General features: G+C 73.9%; 17 protein-coding genes and 1 pseudogene. 9 read left to right on the forward strand and 9 right to left on the reverse strand.

Features of this window, described 5'->3' with window-relative positions; all coding sequences use genetic code 11:
- Positions 1-11 precede the first annotated feature (11 nt).
- On the forward strand, positions 12-722 hold the full coding sequence (locus UXQ13_RS11380) for a GntR family transcriptional regulator (RefSeq protein WP_336392306.1): 711 nt from the start codon (positions 12-14) through the stop codon (positions 720-722).
- Between the two features lie 11 nt (positions 723-733).
- On the opposite strand, the gene UXQ13_RS11385 is transcribed toward UXQ13_RS11380, so the two are convergent.
- Genes UXQ13_RS11385 through UXQ13_RS11395 form a run of 3 tightly spaced genes read right to left on the reverse strand, consistent with a single transcriptional unit; the run spans position 734 to position 4,516 of the window.
- Complete coding sequence (locus UXQ13_RS11385) at positions 734-2,074, reverse strand: amidohydrolase family protein (protein WP_336392307.1); 1,341 nt, start codon at positions 2,072-2,074, stop codon at positions 734-736.
- On the reverse strand, positions 2,071-3,648 hold the full coding sequence (locus UXQ13_RS11390; RefSeq protein WP_336392308.1) for an FAD-dependent oxidoreductase: 1,578 nt from the start codon (positions 3,646-3,648) through the stop codon (positions 2,071-2,073). Before UXQ13_RS11390 ends, UXQ13_RS11385 begins: the two co-directional genes overlap by 4 nt.
- 10 nt (positions 3,649-3,658) lie before the next feature.
- The gene (locus UXQ13_RS11395; RefSeq protein WP_336392309.1) at positions 3,659-4,516 is read right to left on the reverse strand and encodes an alpha/beta hydrolase; all 858 of its coding nucleotides are present in this window, start codon (positions 4,514-4,516) and stop codon (positions 3,659-3,661) included.
- 268 nt (positions 4,517-4,784) lie between these two features.
- Between UXQ13_RS11395 and UXQ13_RS11400 the strand changes: the two genes are divergently transcribed.
- Positions 4,785-6,218, forward strand: a complete 1,434-nt coding sequence (locus UXQ13_RS11400) for an MFS transporter (RefSeq protein WP_336392310.1) — start codon at positions 4,785-4,787, stop codon at positions 6,216-6,218.
- A 43-nt stretch (positions 6,219-6,261) separates the two neighbouring features.
- Here the strand turns inward: UXQ13_RS11400 and UXQ13_RS11405 are convergent, their stop codons facing one another.
- Entirely contained in the window at positions 6,262-7,101 is an 840-nt protein-coding gene (locus tag UXQ13_RS11405) for a fumarylacetoacetate hydrolase family protein (protein ID WP_336392311.1), read from the reverse strand.
- A 61-nt stretch (positions 7,102-7,162) separates the two neighbouring features.
- Here UXQ13_RS11405 and UXQ13_RS11410 point away from each other — a divergent pair, with 61 nt between their 5' ends.
- The 3 genes and pseudogenes from UXQ13_RS11410 (at position 7,163) to UXQ13_RS11420 (ending at position 10,852) form a co-directional block, all read left to right on the forward strand.
- Positions 7,163-7,834, forward strand: coding sequence for a FadR/GntR family transcriptional regulator (locus UXQ13_RS11410; protein WP_336392312.1), 672 nt, complete (start codon positions 7,163-7,165; stop codon positions 7,832-7,834).
- A 257-nt stretch (positions 7,835-8,091) separates the two neighbouring features.
- A pseudogene (locus tag UXQ13_RS11415) lies at positions 8,092-9,098 on the forward strand (DUF3500 domain-containing protein).
- Positions 9,099-9,121: 23 nt separating this feature from the next.
- Entirely contained in the window at positions 9,122-10,852 is a 1,731-nt protein-coding gene (locus UXQ13_RS11420) for a DUF429 domain-containing protein (protein WP_336392313.1), read from the forward strand.
- A gap of 201 nt (positions 10,853-11,053) precedes the next feature.
- Here UXQ13_RS11420 and UXQ13_RS11425 read toward each other — a convergent pair whose 3' ends face one another.
- Complete coding sequence (locus tag UXQ13_RS11425; protein WP_225235213.1) at positions 11,054-11,611, reverse strand: hypothetical protein; 558 nt, start codon at positions 11,609-11,611, stop codon at positions 11,054-11,056.
- Between the two features lie 335 nt (positions 11,612-11,946).
- Positions 11,947-12,507, reverse strand: coding sequence for a hypothetical protein (locus UXQ13_RS11430; protein WP_225235212.1), 561 nt, complete (start codon positions 12,505-12,507; stop codon positions 11,947-11,949).
- 127 nt (positions 12,508-12,634) lie between these two features.
- Here UXQ13_RS11430 and UXQ13_RS11435 point away from each other — a divergent pair, with 127 nt between their 5' ends.
- Positions 12,635-13,165 carry a hypothetical protein gene (locus UXQ13_RS11435; RefSeq protein WP_225235211.1) on the forward strand — a complete coding sequence of 177 codons (531 nt, stop codon included), beginning with the start codon at positions 12,635-12,637 and terminating at the stop codon, positions 13,163-13,165.
- A gap of 34 nt (positions 13,166-13,199) precedes the next feature.
- Here the strand turns inward: UXQ13_RS11435 and UXQ13_RS11440 are convergent, their stop codons facing one another.
- Positions 13,200-13,391: a hypothetical protein gene (locus UXQ13_RS11440; RefSeq protein ID WP_225235210.1), complete on the reverse strand. Its 192-nt coding sequence runs from the start codon at positions 13,389-13,391 to the stop codon at positions 13,200-13,202.
- 120 nt (positions 13,392-13,511) lie between these two features.
- On the opposite strand from UXQ13_RS11440, the gene UXQ13_RS11445 reads away from it, so the two are divergent.
- Positions 13,512-14,729 carry a helix-turn-helix transcriptional regulator gene (locus UXQ13_RS11445; RefSeq protein WP_225235209.1) on the forward strand — a complete coding sequence of 406 codons (1,218 nt, stop codon included), beginning with the start codon at positions 13,512-13,514 and terminating at the stop codon, positions 14,727-14,729.
- Between the two features lie 84 nt (positions 14,730-14,813).
- Positions 14,814-15,482, forward strand: coding sequence for a hypothetical protein (locus UXQ13_RS11450; protein WP_336392314.1), 669 nt, complete (start codon positions 14,814-14,816; stop codon positions 15,480-15,482).
- Here UXQ13_RS11450 and UXQ13_RS11455 read toward each other — a convergent pair.
- On the reverse strand, positions 15,479-15,769 hold the full coding sequence (locus tag UXQ13_RS11455; protein WP_336392315.1) for a hypothetical protein: 291 nt from the start codon (positions 15,767-15,769) through the stop codon (positions 15,479-15,481). The two genes, UXQ13_RS11450 and UXQ13_RS11455, sit on opposite strands and share 4 nt — an antisense overlap.
- Before the next feature lie 54 nt (positions 15,770-15,823).
- Between UXQ13_RS11455 and UXQ13_RS11460 the strand changes: the two genes are divergently transcribed.
- A complete protein-coding gene (locus UXQ13_RS11460; RefSeq protein WP_225235208.1) occupies positions 15,824-16,342 on the forward strand; it encodes an HAD domain-containing protein in 519 nt (172 codons plus the stop codon).
- Here UXQ13_RS11460 and UXQ13_RS11465 read toward each other — a convergent pair.
- Positions 16,329-17,909 (reverse strand): PP2C family protein-serine/threonine phosphatase, encoded by a 1,581-nt coding sequence (locus UXQ13_RS11465; RefSeq protein WP_336392316.1) that lies wholly within the window; start codon positions 17,907-17,909, stop codon positions 16,329-16,331. The genes UXQ13_RS11460 and UXQ13_RS11465 overlap by 14 nt on opposite strands.
- Positions 17,910-17,930 lie beyond the last annotated feature (21 nt).

Genomic DNA, 17,930 nt, shown 5'->3' on the forward strand with positions numbered 1-17,930 from the left:
AGGATGAGGCGGTGGCGAAGACCGAGACCGGCACCCGGGTCGACGAGGTCCTGCAGCGGCTGCGCAGCGACATCCTGCGTGGCCGGCTGCGCCCCGGGGACCGGCTGAAGTTCCCGGTGCTGTGCGCGGAGTTCCAGGTCAGCGCCGGGGTCGTGCGCGAGGCGCTGTCCCGGCTGACCGACCAGGGCCTGGTCCGGATGCAGCCGCACCAGGGCTTCCACGTCACCCCGCTGTCCTACGAGGACCTGCGCGAGCTGACCGCGGCCCGGATCGCGGTGGAGACCATGGTGTTCCGGCTGTCGGTCGAGCACGGCGACCTGGCGTGGGAGACCGGGACCGTCGCCGCCCACCACATGCTGGCCCGCACCCCGGTGGCCGACCCCGCCGACGAGGCCCGGCCCAACGAGACCTGGGACCAGGTGCACGCCGCCTTCCACGAGGCGCTGCTGGCCGGCTGCCCCAACCGGCGGCTGCTGGACATCGCGATGCGGCTGCGCGAGGAGGCCGAGCTGTACCGGCACTGGTCGCTGTCGCTGGGCCCCGACGCCCACCTGGACGCCGCCGAGGCGCACCGGGGTCTGATGGACGCCGCGGTCGCCCGCGACGCCGACCTCGCCGTGGAGCTGCTCACCGAGCACATCTCCGCCCCGGCCGAGCGGTTGCTGGCCCTGGAGGGCCAGGAGGGCCTGCCGTCGGCCAGGGACGCCGTCGTCCCCGGCTGACCGGCCGGACCTCAGCCCGCCGCGCGGGTGCGGGCGCCGATCCGCTCCTGGGAGGCCAGCGCCTGCTCGAGCAGAGCGCGCTGGTCGATGCCGACCAGCCGGCCGTCGCGCTTGACGAAGCGGCCGGCCACCATCACCGAGTCCACGTTGCCCTCGTGGGCGGCGAGCACCAGCGAGGCGACCGGGTCCAGCGACGGCGCGATGTTCAGGTCGGTCGCCCGGACGCAGACCAGGTCGGCCTGCTTGCCCGGGGTCAGCGACCCGATCCGGTCGGCCATGCCGACGGCGCGGGCGCCGTGCACGGTCGCGAACTTCAGGACGTCGCGCATCCGCAGCGGCACCGGCCGCTCCACCGAGGAGTGCCCGCCGCCGGTCCAGAACCGGTAGGCGGCGAAGACCATCTTCATCTGGGTGAACATGTCCCCGGTGCACTTGGTCTCGGTGTCACCGCTCAGGCTGGGGCGCAGCCCGATGTCGAGCAGGTGGTCCAGCGGGATGTCGCCGATCCCGGCGGAGTTCATCTCGCAGTGCGCGCCCAGGGAGACCGAGGCCCCGGCGTCGGCGATCAGCTGCAGCTCGTGGCGGTGCAGGCGGTTGCAGTGCACGAAGGTCATGTCCGGGCCGAGCAGGCCCGCCGCCGCGTACTGGTCCACCGCGTGGTCGTGCGCGTGCCGGGCGTAGGCCCCGACGTGCACGGTGCTGCGGATGCCCAGCTCGCGGGCCAGCCGCAGGTCGGCGGTGAACACCTCCGGCGACGCCTCCTCCGGCCCGCGCATCGCCATGGCCAGCGTCAGCAGCTGGTCCGACGAGGAGAAGTACTCGGCCTGCACCCGACGGATGTCCTGCGGGTGCCCCAGCGTGCTGGCCACCGTCCAGCTGCCGTCGGTGACCAGCGGCCAGCCGTGCGCGAAGACCCCGCGGATGCCGGCCTCGCGCAGGCCCGCGACCGCGGCGTCCGAGTGCTCGGGGGTGTTCTGGATGTGCGACCAGTCGACCAGCGTGGTGGTGCCGGCGGACAGCGCACCGGCCGCGCCGAGCAGGTTGCCCACCCGGACGTCCTCGGGCTCGAAGGACGGCCCGATCCGCTCGAGCACCTCGGCGAAGTACTGCATCGGGTCCAGGTCGGCGTAGGTGTGCCGCATGGCGCTCTGCCAGGTGTGCCGGTGGGTGTCGACGAACCCCGGGGCCACGATCCAGTCGGCCGCGTCGACCACCTCGGCATCGGTGACCGCCAGGTCCGGACCGACGGCCGCGATGACGTCGTCCTCGACCAGGACGTCACCGGTCAGGTCCCCGAGGTCGGGGTCCATCGTGACCAGCCGGGCACCGCGGAGCAGCGTGCGCCGGCTCATCGGACGACCTCCAGCCACTGGTCGATCGCCGCGTCCGCCCGGGCGGGGTCACCCGGTCCGTCCTCGGCCCAGGCGACGTAGCCGTCCGGGCGGACCAGCAGGCTGCCGACGCCGCGCAGCTCGTCGGGGCACAGCGTCGGGACGCCGCTGACCACCTGGACCGGCGCCGCGCCGTGCTTGCTGTCCCGGTAGGGGTCGTCGCCGGTGAGGTCCAGCAGCAGGAAGTCCATGCCGCGCAGCAGCTCGCCGATCCGCGTCGTCCCCTGCTCGGTCTGCAGCTCGACGTCGTGCACCCGGCGCCCGGCCAGCCGGTGGCTGCCGGCCGGGGTCGGGTAGTCGACGGCCAGGCCGTTGAGGTCCAGGGCGAGGCGCCGGTTGACGTCGGGCAGCGGCATGAGCTCGCGCTCGAAGAACCGCTTGTAGGCGATGCCGCCCACGCTGAAGTCGAACTGCACCGCGCACTGCGCGTTCACGCTCTCCAGCAGCGCCTCCACCACGGGGCGGCGCTCGGCCTCGTAGGTGTCCAGCAGCTCGGGCCGGGCCTGGCCCTTGACCACCGCGGCCAGCTTCCAGCCCAGGTTGAAGGCGTCCTGCAGGCAGAAGTTCATCCCGACCCCGCTGGCCGGGTAGTGGATGCGGGTGCTGTCGCCGACCAGGAAGACCCGGCCCTCGCGGAACCGGTCGGCCAGCCGCATCGCGTCGGTGTAGCGCGACGCCCACAGCAGGTCGTCGAACTCCAGGTCCATCTCGAGGATCTCGGTCAGGTCGCGGCGGACCTCCTCGGTGGTCACCGGCTCGTTCTTGGCCGCCAGCCGGCTGTCCACGTGCACGATGTTGAACCGGAGCACCGGGTCGTCCCCGCGGGCGAACGGGTAGGCGTTGACCCAGCCGCGGTCGTTGTCGGTGACCTTCCGGACCTCGGGCCACGGCGCGACCATGGCGATGTCCACGATGATCCCGGTGAAGGTCTCGTCCCGGCCGACGAAGTCGATGCCGACGGCCTTGCGGACGGCGCTGCGGCCGCCGTCGCAGCCGACGACCCAGCGGGCGGTCACCCGGCGGGCGGGCCCGTCCTCCATGTCGACGTCCAGGGTGACGCCGTCCTCGTCCTGCACCAGCCCGGCCACCGTGGCGCCGCGGACCATCTCCACGCCGACGGCCTCGCAGTCCTCGGTGAGGATCTCCTCGGTCGTGCTCTGCGGCAGGATCAACCGGTGCGGGAAGCGGGTGTCCAGGTTCCGCCAGTGGACCGGCTTCATGCCGGCCCAGATGTGCACCGGGACGAACGGGTTGTCCCGGATCTCCCGCGCCCGGGCGAAGAACCGCTCGGCCAGCCCGCGGGAGTCGAAGAGCTCCAGCACCCGGGGCAGGATCGTGCCGGCCCGCGACTGGACGCCGGACATGCGGCGCTCAAGCAGGACGACGCGGACGCCGGAGCGGGCCAGCTCGCCGGCGAGGGCGAGGCCGGAGGGACCGCCTCCGACCACGACCACGTCGGCATCGGTGTGCGGGGCTTCCTGGGTCTGGGCTGCGTGGGGCTGGGGGTTCATGACCTGGGCCTCTCTGCTGGTCACGGGGTGGGGCTCAGCGGGCGGAGCTGGTGAGGGGTGCGGTGCAGCGGTCGACGAACGCGGCGACCGAGCCGAGGAAGCGCGGGTCGGCGAAGGCGTCGTCCTCGTGGTTGGCGCCGGGAACCAGGACCAGCGTGACCTCCGACCGGCTGGGTGCGTCGGCGAGGGCGCCGGCCAGCCGCAGCGCGTGGGAGTGGTGCACGAGGGCGTCGGCGGTGCCGTGCGCGAGGAAGACCGGCGGGGCGTCCGGGCCGGCGTGGTGCACCGGGCTCAGCTCGGCCAACCGCTCGGCGGTGAGGTCGGCGACGGGCACCCCGGCCAGCAGGGCGAGCTTGCCGCGCTGGTCCAGGTGCTCGAACCCGGCGGGCGGGGCGTCGGCGCGGATGACCGCGGGCACCTCCAGGTGCGCGGCCGGCTTGGGGGCGGTCGCGGCGAGGTCGTGCCGGCCGAACAGCGCCACGATGCCGGCGACGTCGGGCGAGGGGCTGCTCAGTGCGGTCAGGGTGACCACGTGCGCGCCCGCGGAGCTGCCCATGAGCACGACCGGGTCACCGGAGACACCCAGCTCGTCGGCGTGCTCCCGGAGCCAGGCCGCGGCGGCCAGGACGTCGTGGCCCTGGGCCGGCCAGGCCGCCAGGTCGACGGTGCGGTAGTCGATGCTCGCCACCGCGACCCCCTGCGCGGCCAGGGCGGTGAGGCGCTCGGCGAAGTCGGTCCGGCGCCCGCCCAGCCAGCCGCCGCCGTGGGCGTAGAGCACGACGGGGGGACGCACCCGGCCCTGCGGCACGTGCAGGTCCAGCGCCAGCGGCCCGGTCGGCCGGTCCTCGTAGACCAGGCCCTCCCGGACCTGGACGTCAGCCACACCGGACACGGTTCCTCCTCGGGGGACGGTCGGCACCGCGTGGTGCCGTCGACGATGGTCGACAGCTCATCGTCTGATTGTCAACCAAGGATTCGAAAACTGCCCAACGGCGTCACGCCGGTCCCGACCGCCTCGGAGCAAACTTTCGAAAGTGCTTGACGTTCTCTGCCGCAGCGCCGACTATCTGCGGACATGACGCAGGTCACCCCGTAGACCTCGGGACCGCGTCGGCTCCACCACTCCCCCTCCCGGCCTGCCACGTTCACAGGAGAACCCCATGGCCTCGCCAGCACGCCCCCGCTCCGGGGCCGGCACCGCACCGCCCACCTCGACCAGCGGCGAGGCCTCGGCCCTGATCGCGGCCCGCATCGACCGGGTCCCCACCGGCCGGTTCCACATCCGTCTGGCGTCGATCGTCGGCGGCGGCACGTTCTTCGACGGCTTCGACGCCATCAGCCTCGCCGTCGTCCTGCCGCTGGTGGTCGCCACCTTCGGCATCGACTTCAGCCAGGCCGGCCTGATCGTCAGCGCCGGCCACCTGGGCCAGTTCCTCGGTGCGCTGGTCATCGGCGCGCTCAGCGACCGGATCGGCCGGCGGCTGGCGTTCATCTCCTGCCTGGCCGTCTTCGGCGCGCTGGCGATCGGCTGCGCCCTGGCCACCAGCGCGGACAGCCTGCTGGTCTTCCGGCTGCTGCAGGGCATCGGGCTGGGCGCCGAGGTGCCCATCGCCGCGACGCTGGTCAACGAGTACCTGGGCCGGCGCAACCGCGGCCGGTTCTCCGTCGTCTACCAGTCGCTGTTCACCTGGGGCCTGTTCTTCGCCCCGCTGATCGCGCTGCTGCTCATCCCCCGCATGGAGCCCGAGGCCGTCTGGCGCACCCTGCTGGGCCTGGGCGCGCTGCCGCTGGTGGTCGCCGTCGTCGCCTGGTTCACCCTGCCGGAGTCGGCCCGCTGGTTGGCCGACAAGGGGCGCCTCGACGAGGCCGAGCACCACGTGGCCCGGCTGGAGCAGTCGGCCACGTCCGCCGGCCGCACCCTGCCCGAGCCCGAGGTGGTCGCTGCGGCCACGGTGCACCGCCCGGCCCGGCTGCGCGAGCTCTTCGAGGCGCCCTACGGGTCGCGGACGCTGGTGCTCGGGATCATCTGGTTCTCGACGTTCTTCGTGACCTACGGGTTCACCGTCTGGCTGCCCAGCCTCTACGTGTCCATCGGCGGGCTGGTGCCCACCCGGTCGCTGCTGCTGACCGTGATCCTGGGCGCCGTGCAGGTGGCCATGTGCTACGTCGTGGCCTCGCTGGTGGAGCGGCTGGGCCGCCGCCGGGTGTTCATGACCGGCTTCGCGATCGCCGGGGTCGGCGCGCTGTTCGGGTTCGTGAACATCGACCTGCTGGACAACTCCAGCTGGCCCGTGCTCTTCGCCACCGGCGTGATCATGACCATCGGGATCATCCTGCCGACGGTCTCGCTGTACATGTACACCAGCGAGCTCTACCCGACCCGGATGCGCGGGTTCGCCAGCTCCAGCGCGAGCAGCCTGGCCCGGGTGGCCAGCATCCTGTCCCCGAGCATCTTCGGGTACCTGCTCAACGGGCACGGCGGGGCCGGTGCGATCTTCGCGATCCTGGCCGGGTTCTGCGTGGTCGGGCTGGTCACCATGGCCGTCGGCGGGATCGAGACCCGCAACCGGGCCCTGGAGGAGATCTCCGCGTAGGGGGTGCGAGGGGTGCTCCGGTCGAGCCGGAGCACCCCTCGCGTCAGGCGGTCCGGCCGGCGACCACGGTGGTGCGCAGGACGCCGAGCCGGTCGACCTCCACCTCCACGACGTCGCCGGGCTGCAGCAGCCACGGCGGCGTCCGCGCGTAGCCCACGCCGGACGGCGTCCCGGTGGCCAGCAGGTCGCCGGGGTGCAGCGTCATCGTGCGGGACACCAGCGCCAGGGTCTCCCCCACGCCGTAGACCATCTGGTCGGTCCTGCCGTCCTGCACGGTCTCGCCGTTCACCCGGGTCTGCACGCGCAGCCCGTCGCGCAGGTCGCCGACCTCGGCGGCCGGCACCATCGGGCCCAGCGGGCCGGACCGGTCGGCGTTCTTGCCGAGGATCCACTGGCTGGTCAGCTTCTGCGCCCGGCGGGCGGTGATGTCGTTGAACGTCGAGTACCCGACGACGGCGGCCAGCGCCTGCTCCGGGGTGGCGTCGACCAGGGTCTCCCCCACCCAGGCGACGACCTCGCCCTCCCAGTCCAGCCCGTCCTCGTCGACCGGCACCGGCACCTCGGCGTCGCCGACGGTGAGCGAGGCCGTCCAACGGGCGAACAGCGTCGGGTGCTCGGGCAGCGGCTCGCCGCTGAAGGAGCCCTCCGCGATGTGCTTGAGGTAGTTCAGCCCGATGCAGACCACCCGTGCGCCGGGGAGCACGGGCGGCACCAGCTCGACCTCGCCCACCGGCCGGGGGGCACCGGTCGGCTCGGCGGCCAGGTGCCGGGCCGGGTCGGCCCAGAAGTCGGCCAGCGGGGCGATCTCCCGCACCGTGCCGCCGTCGTCGGCGAGGGAGCCGGCGACGACGCCACCGTCCCGCGCGATGCCCACGAGTCTCATCCGTCCACCTCTGCCAATCTGAACCCTTGAAAGGTTCGGGGGTTTGCGATTCACTTCGACCATGGCACAGCGAACCGCACCGGGACAAGGCGTCCGGACCCGCGCCGAGCAGCTGGCGGCCGACCTCGGCGAGCGGCTGGCGACGGCGTCCCCGGGCGACCCGGTCGGCACGATCGAGTCGCTGCGCGCGGAGACCGGGTACGCCTACTCCACGGTCAGCGAGGCGGTCCGGCTGCTGCGCGACCGCGGGCTGCTGCAGATCCGGCCCGGCCGCGGGGGTGGGCTGTTCGCCGCCGACCGCGGGCCGGTCGTCCGGATGCGGCACACCCTGCTCACCGTCGCCGACGACCCGGCCGCCGTCGCCGACGCCGTGGAGCTGCGCGAGCACCTCGAGGTGCTGGTCGACGTGGGCGCCGCCCGGTGCCGCACCGAGGCCGACATCGCCGAGCTGCGCGCCCTGCTCGCCGTCCTGACCGAGGCTCCTGACTGGCCGTCGTTCCTGCACGCCAACTGGGCATTGCACGAGCGGATCGCCGCGGCCTGCCCCAACGCCACGGCCCGCGCGGTCTACACCGCCACGCTCGGCCAGCTCGACGCCGCCGAGGTCCGCCCGGACGACGTCGACCCGACCTACCGCCAGCACCGCGTGCAGGTGCACCACGACCTCGTCGAGGCGATCGCCGCCGGCGACGAGGCCGCCGTCCGGGCTGCCGTCGCCCGGCACAACGAGTGAAGGGGACGACGATGTCCGAGTTCCGCCAGTACCTCTTCCCGTCCGGCCACCCCCGCATCGCCGAGGTCGCCGGCCTGGACCCCTACGACTACCGCGACCACGCGCGGACGCCGGGCACCTTCACCGGCGGCCTGGTCGAGGGCTGGACGCCGCTGTACCGGTCGCCGTTCCGCGGCATCACCGAGGACGGCACCCTGCGCGAGGGCCTGCACCCGCTGGAGCCCGCTCGCCCGGGCGAGGAGGCGCCGGTGGCCGCGATGGTCGACGCGGCGCACGCCCTGCTCGGCCTGCTCGACGACGACGACCGGGCCCGGGTGACCCACGAGGTGGACGCCGTCGAGTGGCAGACCTGGGCCAACCCGGAGTTCATGCAGTTCGACACCGGGCTGCGGCTGGAGTTCCAGCCGGTCGCCGTCCGGGAGGCCGCGCTGGCGCTGATGGCGCCTCGCTGTCCCCGGAGGGGTACGAGCAGGCGCACGCGATGATGCTGATCAACGGCTTCCTCGGCGAGGTCGTCGGGCTGCCCACCGTGCTCAACGAGTTCAGCTACAACATCGCGGTCTACGGCGAGCCCGACCTGCGGGCGCCCTGGGGGTGGCAGCTCTACGGCCACCACTGCGCGGTCAACTGCCTGGTGGTCGAGGGCCGGATGGTCGTCTCCCCCGTGTTCCTCGGCGCGGAGCCCGACGTGATCGACGAGGGCCCGCACGCCGGCACCGGCTCCTTCGCCGACCGGATCGCCGCCAACCGGGCGGTGATGGCCGGGATGACGCCCGAGCAGCGGGCCGCCGCGACGGTCTACGCGGAGATGGTCGACCCGGCCATGCCCGAGGGCCGGGTGCACCCCGGCGACGAGCGGCACCTGGGCGGGGCGTTCCAGGACAACCGGGTGATCCCGATCGAGGGCGTCCGGGTCGCCGACCTGCCGCCGGCCGCGCAGGAGGCCGCGCTCGCCGTCGCCGCCCGGGCGCTGGCGCTGCTGCCCGAGGGTCCGCGGGCGGCCAAGCTCCGCGAGGTCCAGGAGCACTGGGCCGAGACCACGTTCAGCTGGATCGGCGGGCACGGCGACGGCGACGTCTTCTACTCCCGGCTGCAGTCCCCCGTCCTGATCGCCGAGCTGGACCACCACTGCGGCGTGTTCCTGGACTACCGGACGCCCAAGCCCTTCCACATCCACACCGTGCTGCGCACCCCGCACGGCAACGACTACGGCCGGTCGTGGGTCCGGCAGTGGCAGGCCGGCCGGGCGTCCGCGGGTAGCTAGGTCGCACAGGGCAGGCTGTGCCCGTGCACCTCATCGGGATCGACCTCGCCTGGGGATTCAAGAACCCGACGGGCCTCGCCGTCCTGGACGACGGGGGTCGGCTGCTGCACGTGAGCGCCGTCCGCACCGACGACGAGATCGTCGCCGCGCTGGAGCCGTTCACCGCCGGGCCGTGCGTGGTGGCCATCGACGCGCCGCTGCTGGTGCCCAACGAGACCGGCAACCGGCGGGCGGAGCGGGAGCTCAACGCCGACTTCGCAAAGTTCCAGGCCGGGGCGCACCCGACGAACCAGGGCAAGCCCGAGTTCACCGACGGCGACACCCGGGGCGGCCGGCTGGGCAAGCGGCTGCGGCTGGACCTGGACCCGCGCTCGGGCCGGGACCGGCGGGCGATCGAGGTCTACCCGCACGCGGCGACGGTGGCGCTGTTCCGGCTGGGCCGGACGCTGAAGTACAAGAACAAGCCGGGCCGGACGGTGGACGGGCTGCGCGCGGAGCTGCTGGTGCTCATGGGCCACCTCGAGGGTGTGCCGGAGCTGGACCTGGGTCCGAGCTGGGTGGCGCTGCGCTCGGCGGTGCAGACCGCGACCCGCAAGAGCGAGCTGCGGGTGGTCGAGGACCAGGTCGACGCGGTGGTCTGCGCCTACGTCGCGTGGGTCGCCGTCCGCCGTCCGGAGGAGGTGACCACCTACGGCAGCGCCGCCGAGGGTGCGATCGTCACGCCGACCCTGCCGCCGGACCTCAAGCCCGGCCCGCCGGTCACCGCGGCGATCGACCCGGCGCAGCGGGCGATCCAGGCCTACGCCGACGGGTTCGCGGCGACGGCGGCCGCCGCCGAGCAGGCGCTCGCGCTGGTCACCGGCCTGTTGGACGAGGCGGGCATCAACTACCTGTCGGTCGCTGGGCGGGCGAAGACGGTGGCGTCGTTCGCGGAGAAGGCGACCCGCGAGGTGGACGGCGTGCGGATCTACACCGACCCGGCGGCCGAGATCGGCGACACGGTCGGCGTCCGGGTGATCACCTACGTGCAGAGCGACGTGGTCGCGGTGGCCGAGCTGCTCGGGGACCAGGTCGTGGTGCACGACGACCGCGACCTGGGCTCGCAGACCGCACGGGAGGGCAGGTTCGGCTACTCCAGCCGGCACCTGCAGATCGGTCTGGACGCCGCCCGCGCCGGTGAGTGGCCGGCGCTGGTGGACCGGCGGGTGCAGGTCCAGGTGCGCACGGTGCTGCAGCACGCGTGGGCGGAGTTCGAGCACGACATCCGCTACAAGGGCACGGTGCCGGCCGAGCACGCCTCGGAGTTCGACCGCCGGTTCACCCTGGCCGCCGGGCTGCTGGAGCTGGCCGACCAGGAGTTCACCGCGATCCGCGAGCGGCTGCGCGCCCCGGCGCCGGCCGCGGCCGTGGACGACGAGGACCCCGACGACCCGCGCATCGCCCCGCGCGAGCTGGCCGCCTTCCTGGCCGGGCAGTACGCCGACGCGGGCTGGTCTCGGCCGGACCACTACGACTGGATCTCCGGGCTGCTGCTCGAGCTGGGCGTGACGTCGTTGGTCGAGTTGGGCGAGGTGCTGCGGTCGGCGGACGACGCGGCGATCGCGGAGCGGATGGGTTACCGGTATCCGCCGGGTGCGGTGCGGCGGCTGGACGACGCGTTGCTGGCGGGCTTCGGGATGCGGTACGTGGACCTGCACGGCAACGCGGATCGGCGCGGTGCGTTGGCGGCGCGGTGGGAGAAGCTGAACGCGTAGCTAGCTTGGTGGCCGCGTGGCCGCTGGGCGTCACATGACGCTCACGCACCATTCGGCGGCGGTTCTGATGCCTCAGCGTCATATGACGCCTCGTCGCGGTGGGTGGTGGCCGCCGCGCTGGGCGTCGTATGACGCTCATGCACCATTCCGCGCCGATTGTGGTTCCTCGGCGTCAGATGACGCCTCGCTTGGCGGGCGCGGTCAGTCGTAGGGGTTCGTGAGGACGGCGTGCGCCTCGACCGCGGTCAGCTGGACGGCGGGCCCGTCGGTGGTGGTCGTGCCCGCGACGTCGACCGGAGCGCTGCCGTCGACGGTGAAGGTGCCGCCCCAGGTGACGGTGAGGTAGGTCGAGTAGCTGCCGGACGTGTAGTCGAAGGTGACCGTCTCGTCCGGGTACGGGGCGCCCGGACCGTCCGAGGTGACGACGGCGTCGCCGGCGCCGGTGTGCCAGGTGAAGCTCTGGGCGACCGCGGTGATGACGACCGCGAAGCCGCGGATGTCGACGGTGAACACCTGCTCGGTCGGCGCGTCGGTGTAGAAGATCGTTGGCAGCCCCACGAGGACGGTGCCGCCGGGCGGCTGGACGGCGGTGGTCAGCTGCGGGAGCGGGAGGGTCTGGAAGTACCGGAACACCTCCTCGGGAGTCGGTGCGGGGTTCAGGTCGGTGACGTCGACGCACCGGGCCCCGACGAGCGCCCAGTTCCCGTTGACCGCACCGACCTCCGGCCCCTCGACCACCAGCGCGCGCCGGGACACCACGTAGTAGTTGACGATCCGATCCGGCGGAGCGGCGCAGGTGGGCTGACCTGGGTTGCAGCCTCCTTGGTTCGCATCGTCGGCCTGACAAGGAGTCCTGAGACGCCACTCGAATGGCGGCGGTGGCGCGTCAGCCGGCCCTGCGTTGCTCGCGAAGTCGACTGAGCCTGGGCGCTCCTCGTAGTAGGACGGGAAGAGCGCGCCATCGCCGGCAGCTACCTCGGGGGCGTCTGGGCAAGTGCCGTATCCGCAATCTTCTCCGGCCGCGATGGCTGCTGCAGTCCCGCTCAGCAACGCTACGGCCATCGCGACGCAGAGCACGATCGTTGCCCGGCGGATCACGTGTCTTGGACCAAGTTGAGCTGGGTTGCGACCCACGCTTGTCGGGTCGAGTCCCATTCGAAGACCATCCCGCCGCGCAGCAGTACAGCGGGAGTGGAACGCACCTCAGCACCATCGGGCCCGGTGACGGTGAGCGCCGATTGCTGGACAGTGAACGGAACGTCCGCAGAGGAACCGCTAACGGTCAGAGTTCCGAAGTCCGGCTCATCCAACTCCGTGCCGCTGTACCGATACCCCAGGCTCTGACCATTTTCGAAGCTGGCGGCAATCTGCCCGCAGACATCGCAGTCGGCACTCAGGGCGCGCAGTGGCTCCGCATCCAAGGCAGGCGTACCCACCTCGTTCTTCGTGTGGTCGATTAGGTCCAGGTAGTACGTCGCCATCGTCATCGCGCCCGCCTCGGTCTGCTCACGCGCCTCCGGCGGCACCGGGAAATCCGCCGGCCCCAATGCCTCCAACGTCGGCTCCGCAGACGTGCTCACGGCGGTCGGCAGGCTCGTGCTCGGCTGCTCCGGCTCCGAGCAGCCGGCCACGGCCAGCGCCAGCACCGCGAGCACCGACGCCCACGCACCTCGTCGCACAGTCCGCTCCCGTGGTCATCCGACAGTTCGCGGGAGTCTATGCAGGTCAGTGACCCGCCGGGCACCTGCCTGTGGACGGGACGCCCTCCGTACTGTCGTCGGCGTGCGCGAGCCCCTGACCTACGACGACCTCGAGGCCACCGAGGGCCACCGCTCCCCCGACGCCCACCGCGAGCTGGCGGAGCAGATCCTGGGGTGGGCCGAGGTGGAGCACCCCGACGACGAACCGTCCACCGCGGAGTTGCTGGCCGAGGCCGGCTGGCATCTGGACCTCGCCGGTGACACCGACGCCGCGATCGCCGTCTTCCGCCGCGCGGTCGACGTCGAGGGCCGCCGCGCCGTCCCGGACCCGCGGTGCTCGATCGCCGCCGTCCTGCTGGCGTCCGACCGTCGGGACGAGGCCCAGGCCGTCGCCGACGAGCTGCGGCGCACCCGGCCCGACGTCTCCGACTGCCTGGCGATGGCCGAGGTCTTCGAGACCGCTGGCGACCTGGCCCAGGCCTCCCGCTGGACGGCGATCGGGCTGGCCCGGATCGAGCTGTCCACCGACGACGAGCTCGACGCCGGCGAGGCCGAGCAGCTGCTGGTCACCCGGTCGCGCATCCGCACGGCCCAGGGCCTCCCGCCGGAGTGAACGGTCCCGCCCCCGGGAGGGCGGGACCGGCAGATCACTTCTTCTTGGCCTTCTTGGCCGCCTTGCGCGCCTGCTTGGCAGCCTTCTCGGCGTTCTTCGCAGCCTTCTTGGCCCGCTTGCGGTCCTTGCCCTTGTCGCTGCTGTTGACCTTCTTGAGCAGCTTCTCCCAGCGGGACTCGGCCTTCTTCACGGCCTTCTTGGCGTCCTTGGCAGCTGTCTTCGCCATGTCCGTCCTCCTCGTGCTGCGGCCCCGAGCGGGCCGATCGACCGTCCAGCATGCCTCAGCTCGCCGACCACGCAGCCAGGGGCCTTGCCGCCCGGCACCGGGTCCACCACGCTGCCCCGCATGGATGTCCGGCCCACGGCGCGCCCCGACGTCCTGGTCGCCGGGGCCGGGGCGGGCGTCGTGCTGGCCCTGACCGCCCTGCGCTGGGACGGCGACCAGGGCTTCGCCACCGACCCGGTCGGCGCCCTCGCGCTGGCCGGCGGGGCGGTCGCCACGGCGGTCGCGTCCACCCGGCTGACCAGTGCCGCCCGGCGCTCCGCACGCTGCCTGTCGGCCTCGCTGCTGGCCTACCTCGCCGCTGCCGCCTGGGCCGTCGGGTCCGGCAGCGCGCTCGCCGTCGCGATCTGGGGATCGGCCTGGATCCCCCCGCTCCTGCTGGCCCAGCTGACCGCGGCCGCCGCCGTCCGCCGCAGCTCCGACCCCGCCTGGGACGCCCGTGTGGTCACCGGCGCGCTCGCTGCCGCCACCGCGACCAACCTGCTGCTGACCAGCCCCGCCGACCCCTTCGCCGGGGTCGCGACCATCGCCCCCGAGGCCTGGCGCACCGCCGCCGCACCGGTCGGTGCGCTGCTCACCCTCGCCGCCGGCCTGGCTCTGCTCCTGCTCCCCGTCCGCCTCGGCCGGGCCGCCCTCACCTCGCAGGGGCCGGCGCGCGCCGGACTCGGCATCGCCGCCGCCGGCACGGCCGCCGCGCCCCTGGTCGTGCTGTTCTGCCTGCTGCTGGCCGTCGCCCGCGACCCCGGCGCGGTCGACCCCGCCCTCGGCTCGGTCGCCTTCCTCGTCGCGCTGGCCGGCGGCAGCACGTGCGCGGCCGGCTGCGCCGTGCTCGCCTCGCGGGACGCCGCCGCGGCCGTGCCCGCCGTCGTGCGGACGACGACGGTCGCCACCGCGGTCCTCGTCGTCCTCGGCGCCGGCACCCTGCTGGCCGCCCCCGCGGTGGACCTCGGCCCGACGCTGACCGTCGCCGCGGTCGCCGTCCTCGCGGTGCTCGTCGTCGGGGGCGCCTGGGTGGGCGGCGGACGGCTGGCCGCCGCGCTCGCACCCGCCGAGCCGGGGACGCCGACCCGGGTGCCGGGGCTGACCGCGCGGGAGAGCGAGGTGCTGGGTCTGCTGGCCTCCGGCGCGAGCAACGCCGGGATCGCGGCGCAGCTGGTGATCTCCGAGCGCACCGTCGACGCCCACCTCCGGTCGGTGTTCGCCAAGCTCGACCTGCGGGCGGACGGCGGGACGAACCGCCGGGTGCAGGCCACCCGGATCTGGCTGCAGCACACCTCCTGACCTGCAGATAGGTGTTGGGGCCGATGCGCCCGGGCGCGTGCGGGAGCCAGCGTGGAGACACCCGATCGACCCCGGAGGTCACCTGTGTCCCAGTCCGTCCGCTCCGCCCGTCCCGTCGACGCTCCGGCTGCCGCACCGCGCGGCGCCGTCGTCCTGCTCGCCCTGCTGCTGGCCTCGCTCGTCGCCCGGCTGGTGTTCACGATCTGGGAGGGACCGTTCGACGGCACCATCGACGTCGCCGACGCCGCCCGCGCCGGGTACTGGCAGATGAACCTGTACGTGGGCGGCCCGGGCTACATCGTGTCGTTCGTCGCCGCGGCCGTCTTCCTCGTGCTGCTGGGCCGGCACTCCGTGCTGGCGTGCGTGTCCGCGCTGCTGGTCAGCCTGGGCGGAATCGTCTTCGGCCTGGTCATCACCGCCGAGGCGCTGCCGTTCGTGCTTGCCGTGGACCCCGCCGTGCTGCCTGCGGCGGAGGGTGCCGAGCTGGTCGGGTCGCTCAACGGCCGGCTGGACCTGCTGCTGCCCACCATCCTGGGCTCGACCGCGGTGATCGCCCTCGGCGGGATCCTCGGCCTGGTGGCGGCGCTGCGGGCCGGGACGACGCCGCGCTGGTTCGTGCCGGCCGCGCTGGTCGCCGTCGTCGCCTCGCAGGTGCTGCCGGTGGTCGGCCTGACCATCCCCGGCTACCTGCTCGAGCTGGCCGCCCTCGCCGGGATCGGCTGGTTCGGCACCGCGGTGACGCGGCGGAGCTAGTCGCCCCCGCCGCCACCGCCCCCGCCGTCGCCGCCGCCCCCGCCGTCCGAACCGCTGTCGGCACCGCCGTCCGCGCCGCCGTCCGAGCCGTGGTGCCCGTGGCTGCGGCCGGAGCCATAGTCGGCGCCGCCGTCGGACCAGCCGGTCGAGGTCACCGCTCCCCCGCCGTCGGACGACGTGTCGCGGCGCCGGACGGCGGGGCGGGTCGGCGTCCGGCTGCGCTGGTAGGTCCGGGCGACCAGGGCCAGCACGACGAGGACCAGCACGACGGCGATCAGCTTCCCCATGCCGCACACAGTGCTGCCTGGGCGGCGGGAGCGCCAGCAGGGTAGGACGGGACCGTGCACCCTCCCCTGGTCCTGCTCGACGTCGACGGCGTGCTCAACGCGTTGGACGGCGGTGGGGTGGCCGGGCGGGAGCGCGGGGTGTTCCGCGGCTACACGCTGTCCTGGGACCCGACGGTCACCCGGCGGCTGGCCGACTGGCACGCCAGCGGCCGGATCGAGCTGCAGTGGCTGACCACCTGGGTGCACCACGCGGACGAGCTGCTGGCCGACCCGATGGGTCTACCGCGCGGCCTGCGGGTGCACGAGCGCGCCGACGGCGAGGGCCCGACGGGCTTCACCACCAGCCTGGCCGGTGCGCCGAACTGGTGGAAGCTCGTCGCCGCCCAGGCCGTGGTCGCCGAGCAGCCCGGCCGGCGCACCGTCTGGATCGACGACGACCTGGCCATGCAGGCCGAGGACACCGCCGCCTGGTTGGCCGGCAACCCCGACGTCCTCGTCGTCGCACCCGTGCTGGAGACCGGCCTGACCCACGCCCAGCTGGACGACGTCGAGGCCTGGCTCAGCGCCGGCTGACCGCGTCCCGGCCGACGTCGGACGACGTCCGGGCGGCGGGCGCGACCGGTACGTGCTGCAGGCAGACGACGGTGTGGTCGTCGCGGCGCGGCTGGCTGCCGCCGAACCGCATGCTGGTGGCCGCCACGGCGTCCACCACGCGGTGGGGGTCCTCCGTGCCACTGGCCGCGACCGCCCGGTGGATGCCCTCGGTGCCGAACTCCGCGCCGGCGGCATCGCGGGCCTCGGTGACGCCGTCGGTGTGGACGAGCAGCAGGTCGCCGGGCGCCCACGCGGTGGTCGTCGTCGTCCAGTCCCGGCCCACGAACACCGAGGACAGCAGCGGGCCGGTGGTGTCCAGCTCGGTCCACCGACCTCCGGCCGCGACCAGCTGACCGGCGGGGTGGCCGGCGTTGGCGTGCTCGACCACGCCCCGCCCGGCGTCCAGGACGGCGACGAACGCGGTGGCGAACTGACCGGCCGGGACGTCGGCGAGCTCGCCGCAGACGGTGGCCAGCGCGTCGCCGGGCGCGAGGCCGGCCCGCAGCGCGGTGAGCAGGCTGTGCTTGAGCCGGAGGGCGAAGACGGCGCTGGCCGGGCCGTGGCCGGCGACGTCGCCGACGACCACCGCCAGCCGGGTCGCCGACAGCGCGACGGTGTCGTACCAGTCGCCGGCGAGCACGCCCTCGGCCGGGTCGAGCCGCGCGGCCACGACCACCCCCGGGATCACTCCCCCGGCTGGTTCCAGCGCCGAGCGCAGCGCGGAGACCGCCGGCCCGGTCTGGGCGAGGGCGTCGAGCGCCTGCCGGGTGCCGTGCAGGTCGGCGGCGAGCCGGTCGCGCATGGCGGTGACGTCGGTGGCCAGGCTGCGCATCTCGGGCGCGCCGGTGGCCGGCAGCGTCGCGGCCAGGTCGCCGGCGGCCACGGCGCGGGTGGCCGCGGCCAGTCGGCCCAGCGGTGCGACGACGGAGCGCCACAGCACGACGCAGCCGGCGACGGTGACCGCGAGCAGGGTGGTGAGGGTGGCCGCGAGCAGCCCGGTCATCCGGGTCTGCAGGCCGGACAGCTGGTCGGCGGTGCTGTCCTCGGCGGTGGTGACCCAGTCCGCGACGGCCCGCTCGCGGTCCCGGATGGCGTCGAAGTAGTCCTTGCCGCGCTCGGTCTCGGTGACGCTGCTGGCGGCGTCCGGGTTCCCGGCGTCGACCAGCGCGATCTGGCTGCGGGCGTGCTCGACCCAGACGTCGTGGGCGGCCTCGAGGTCGTCGACCAGCCCGGCCGGACCGCCGACGGCGGCCCAGCTGGTGCGCAGGTCCGCCGTGAGCTGCGGGGTGGCGAGCGCGGCCCGCGCGTACGGGGCGAGGAACGCGTCCTCGCCGGTGAGGAGGTAACCGCGCAGCCCGGTCTCCTCGTCGACGTACCCGGTGAGCAGCTGGCTCTCGATCCGGGCGACCTGGGCGAGGTCGTCGCGCCGGTCCTGGGTGCGCTGCACCTGGGTCTCGGTGACCCAGACGGCGACGGCGGCGGACAGCGTGAGGCCGATGACCAGGATGCTCAGCAGGAGCACCCACCGGGCCAGGCCGCGCCGCACCACCGGATCCCCCCGTCGACG

This window comes from Klenkia terrae, from assembly GCF_037083865.1.
Classification (GTDB): Bacteria; Actinomycetota; Actinomycetes; order Mycobacteriales; family Geodermatophilaceae; genus Klenkia; species Klenkia terrae.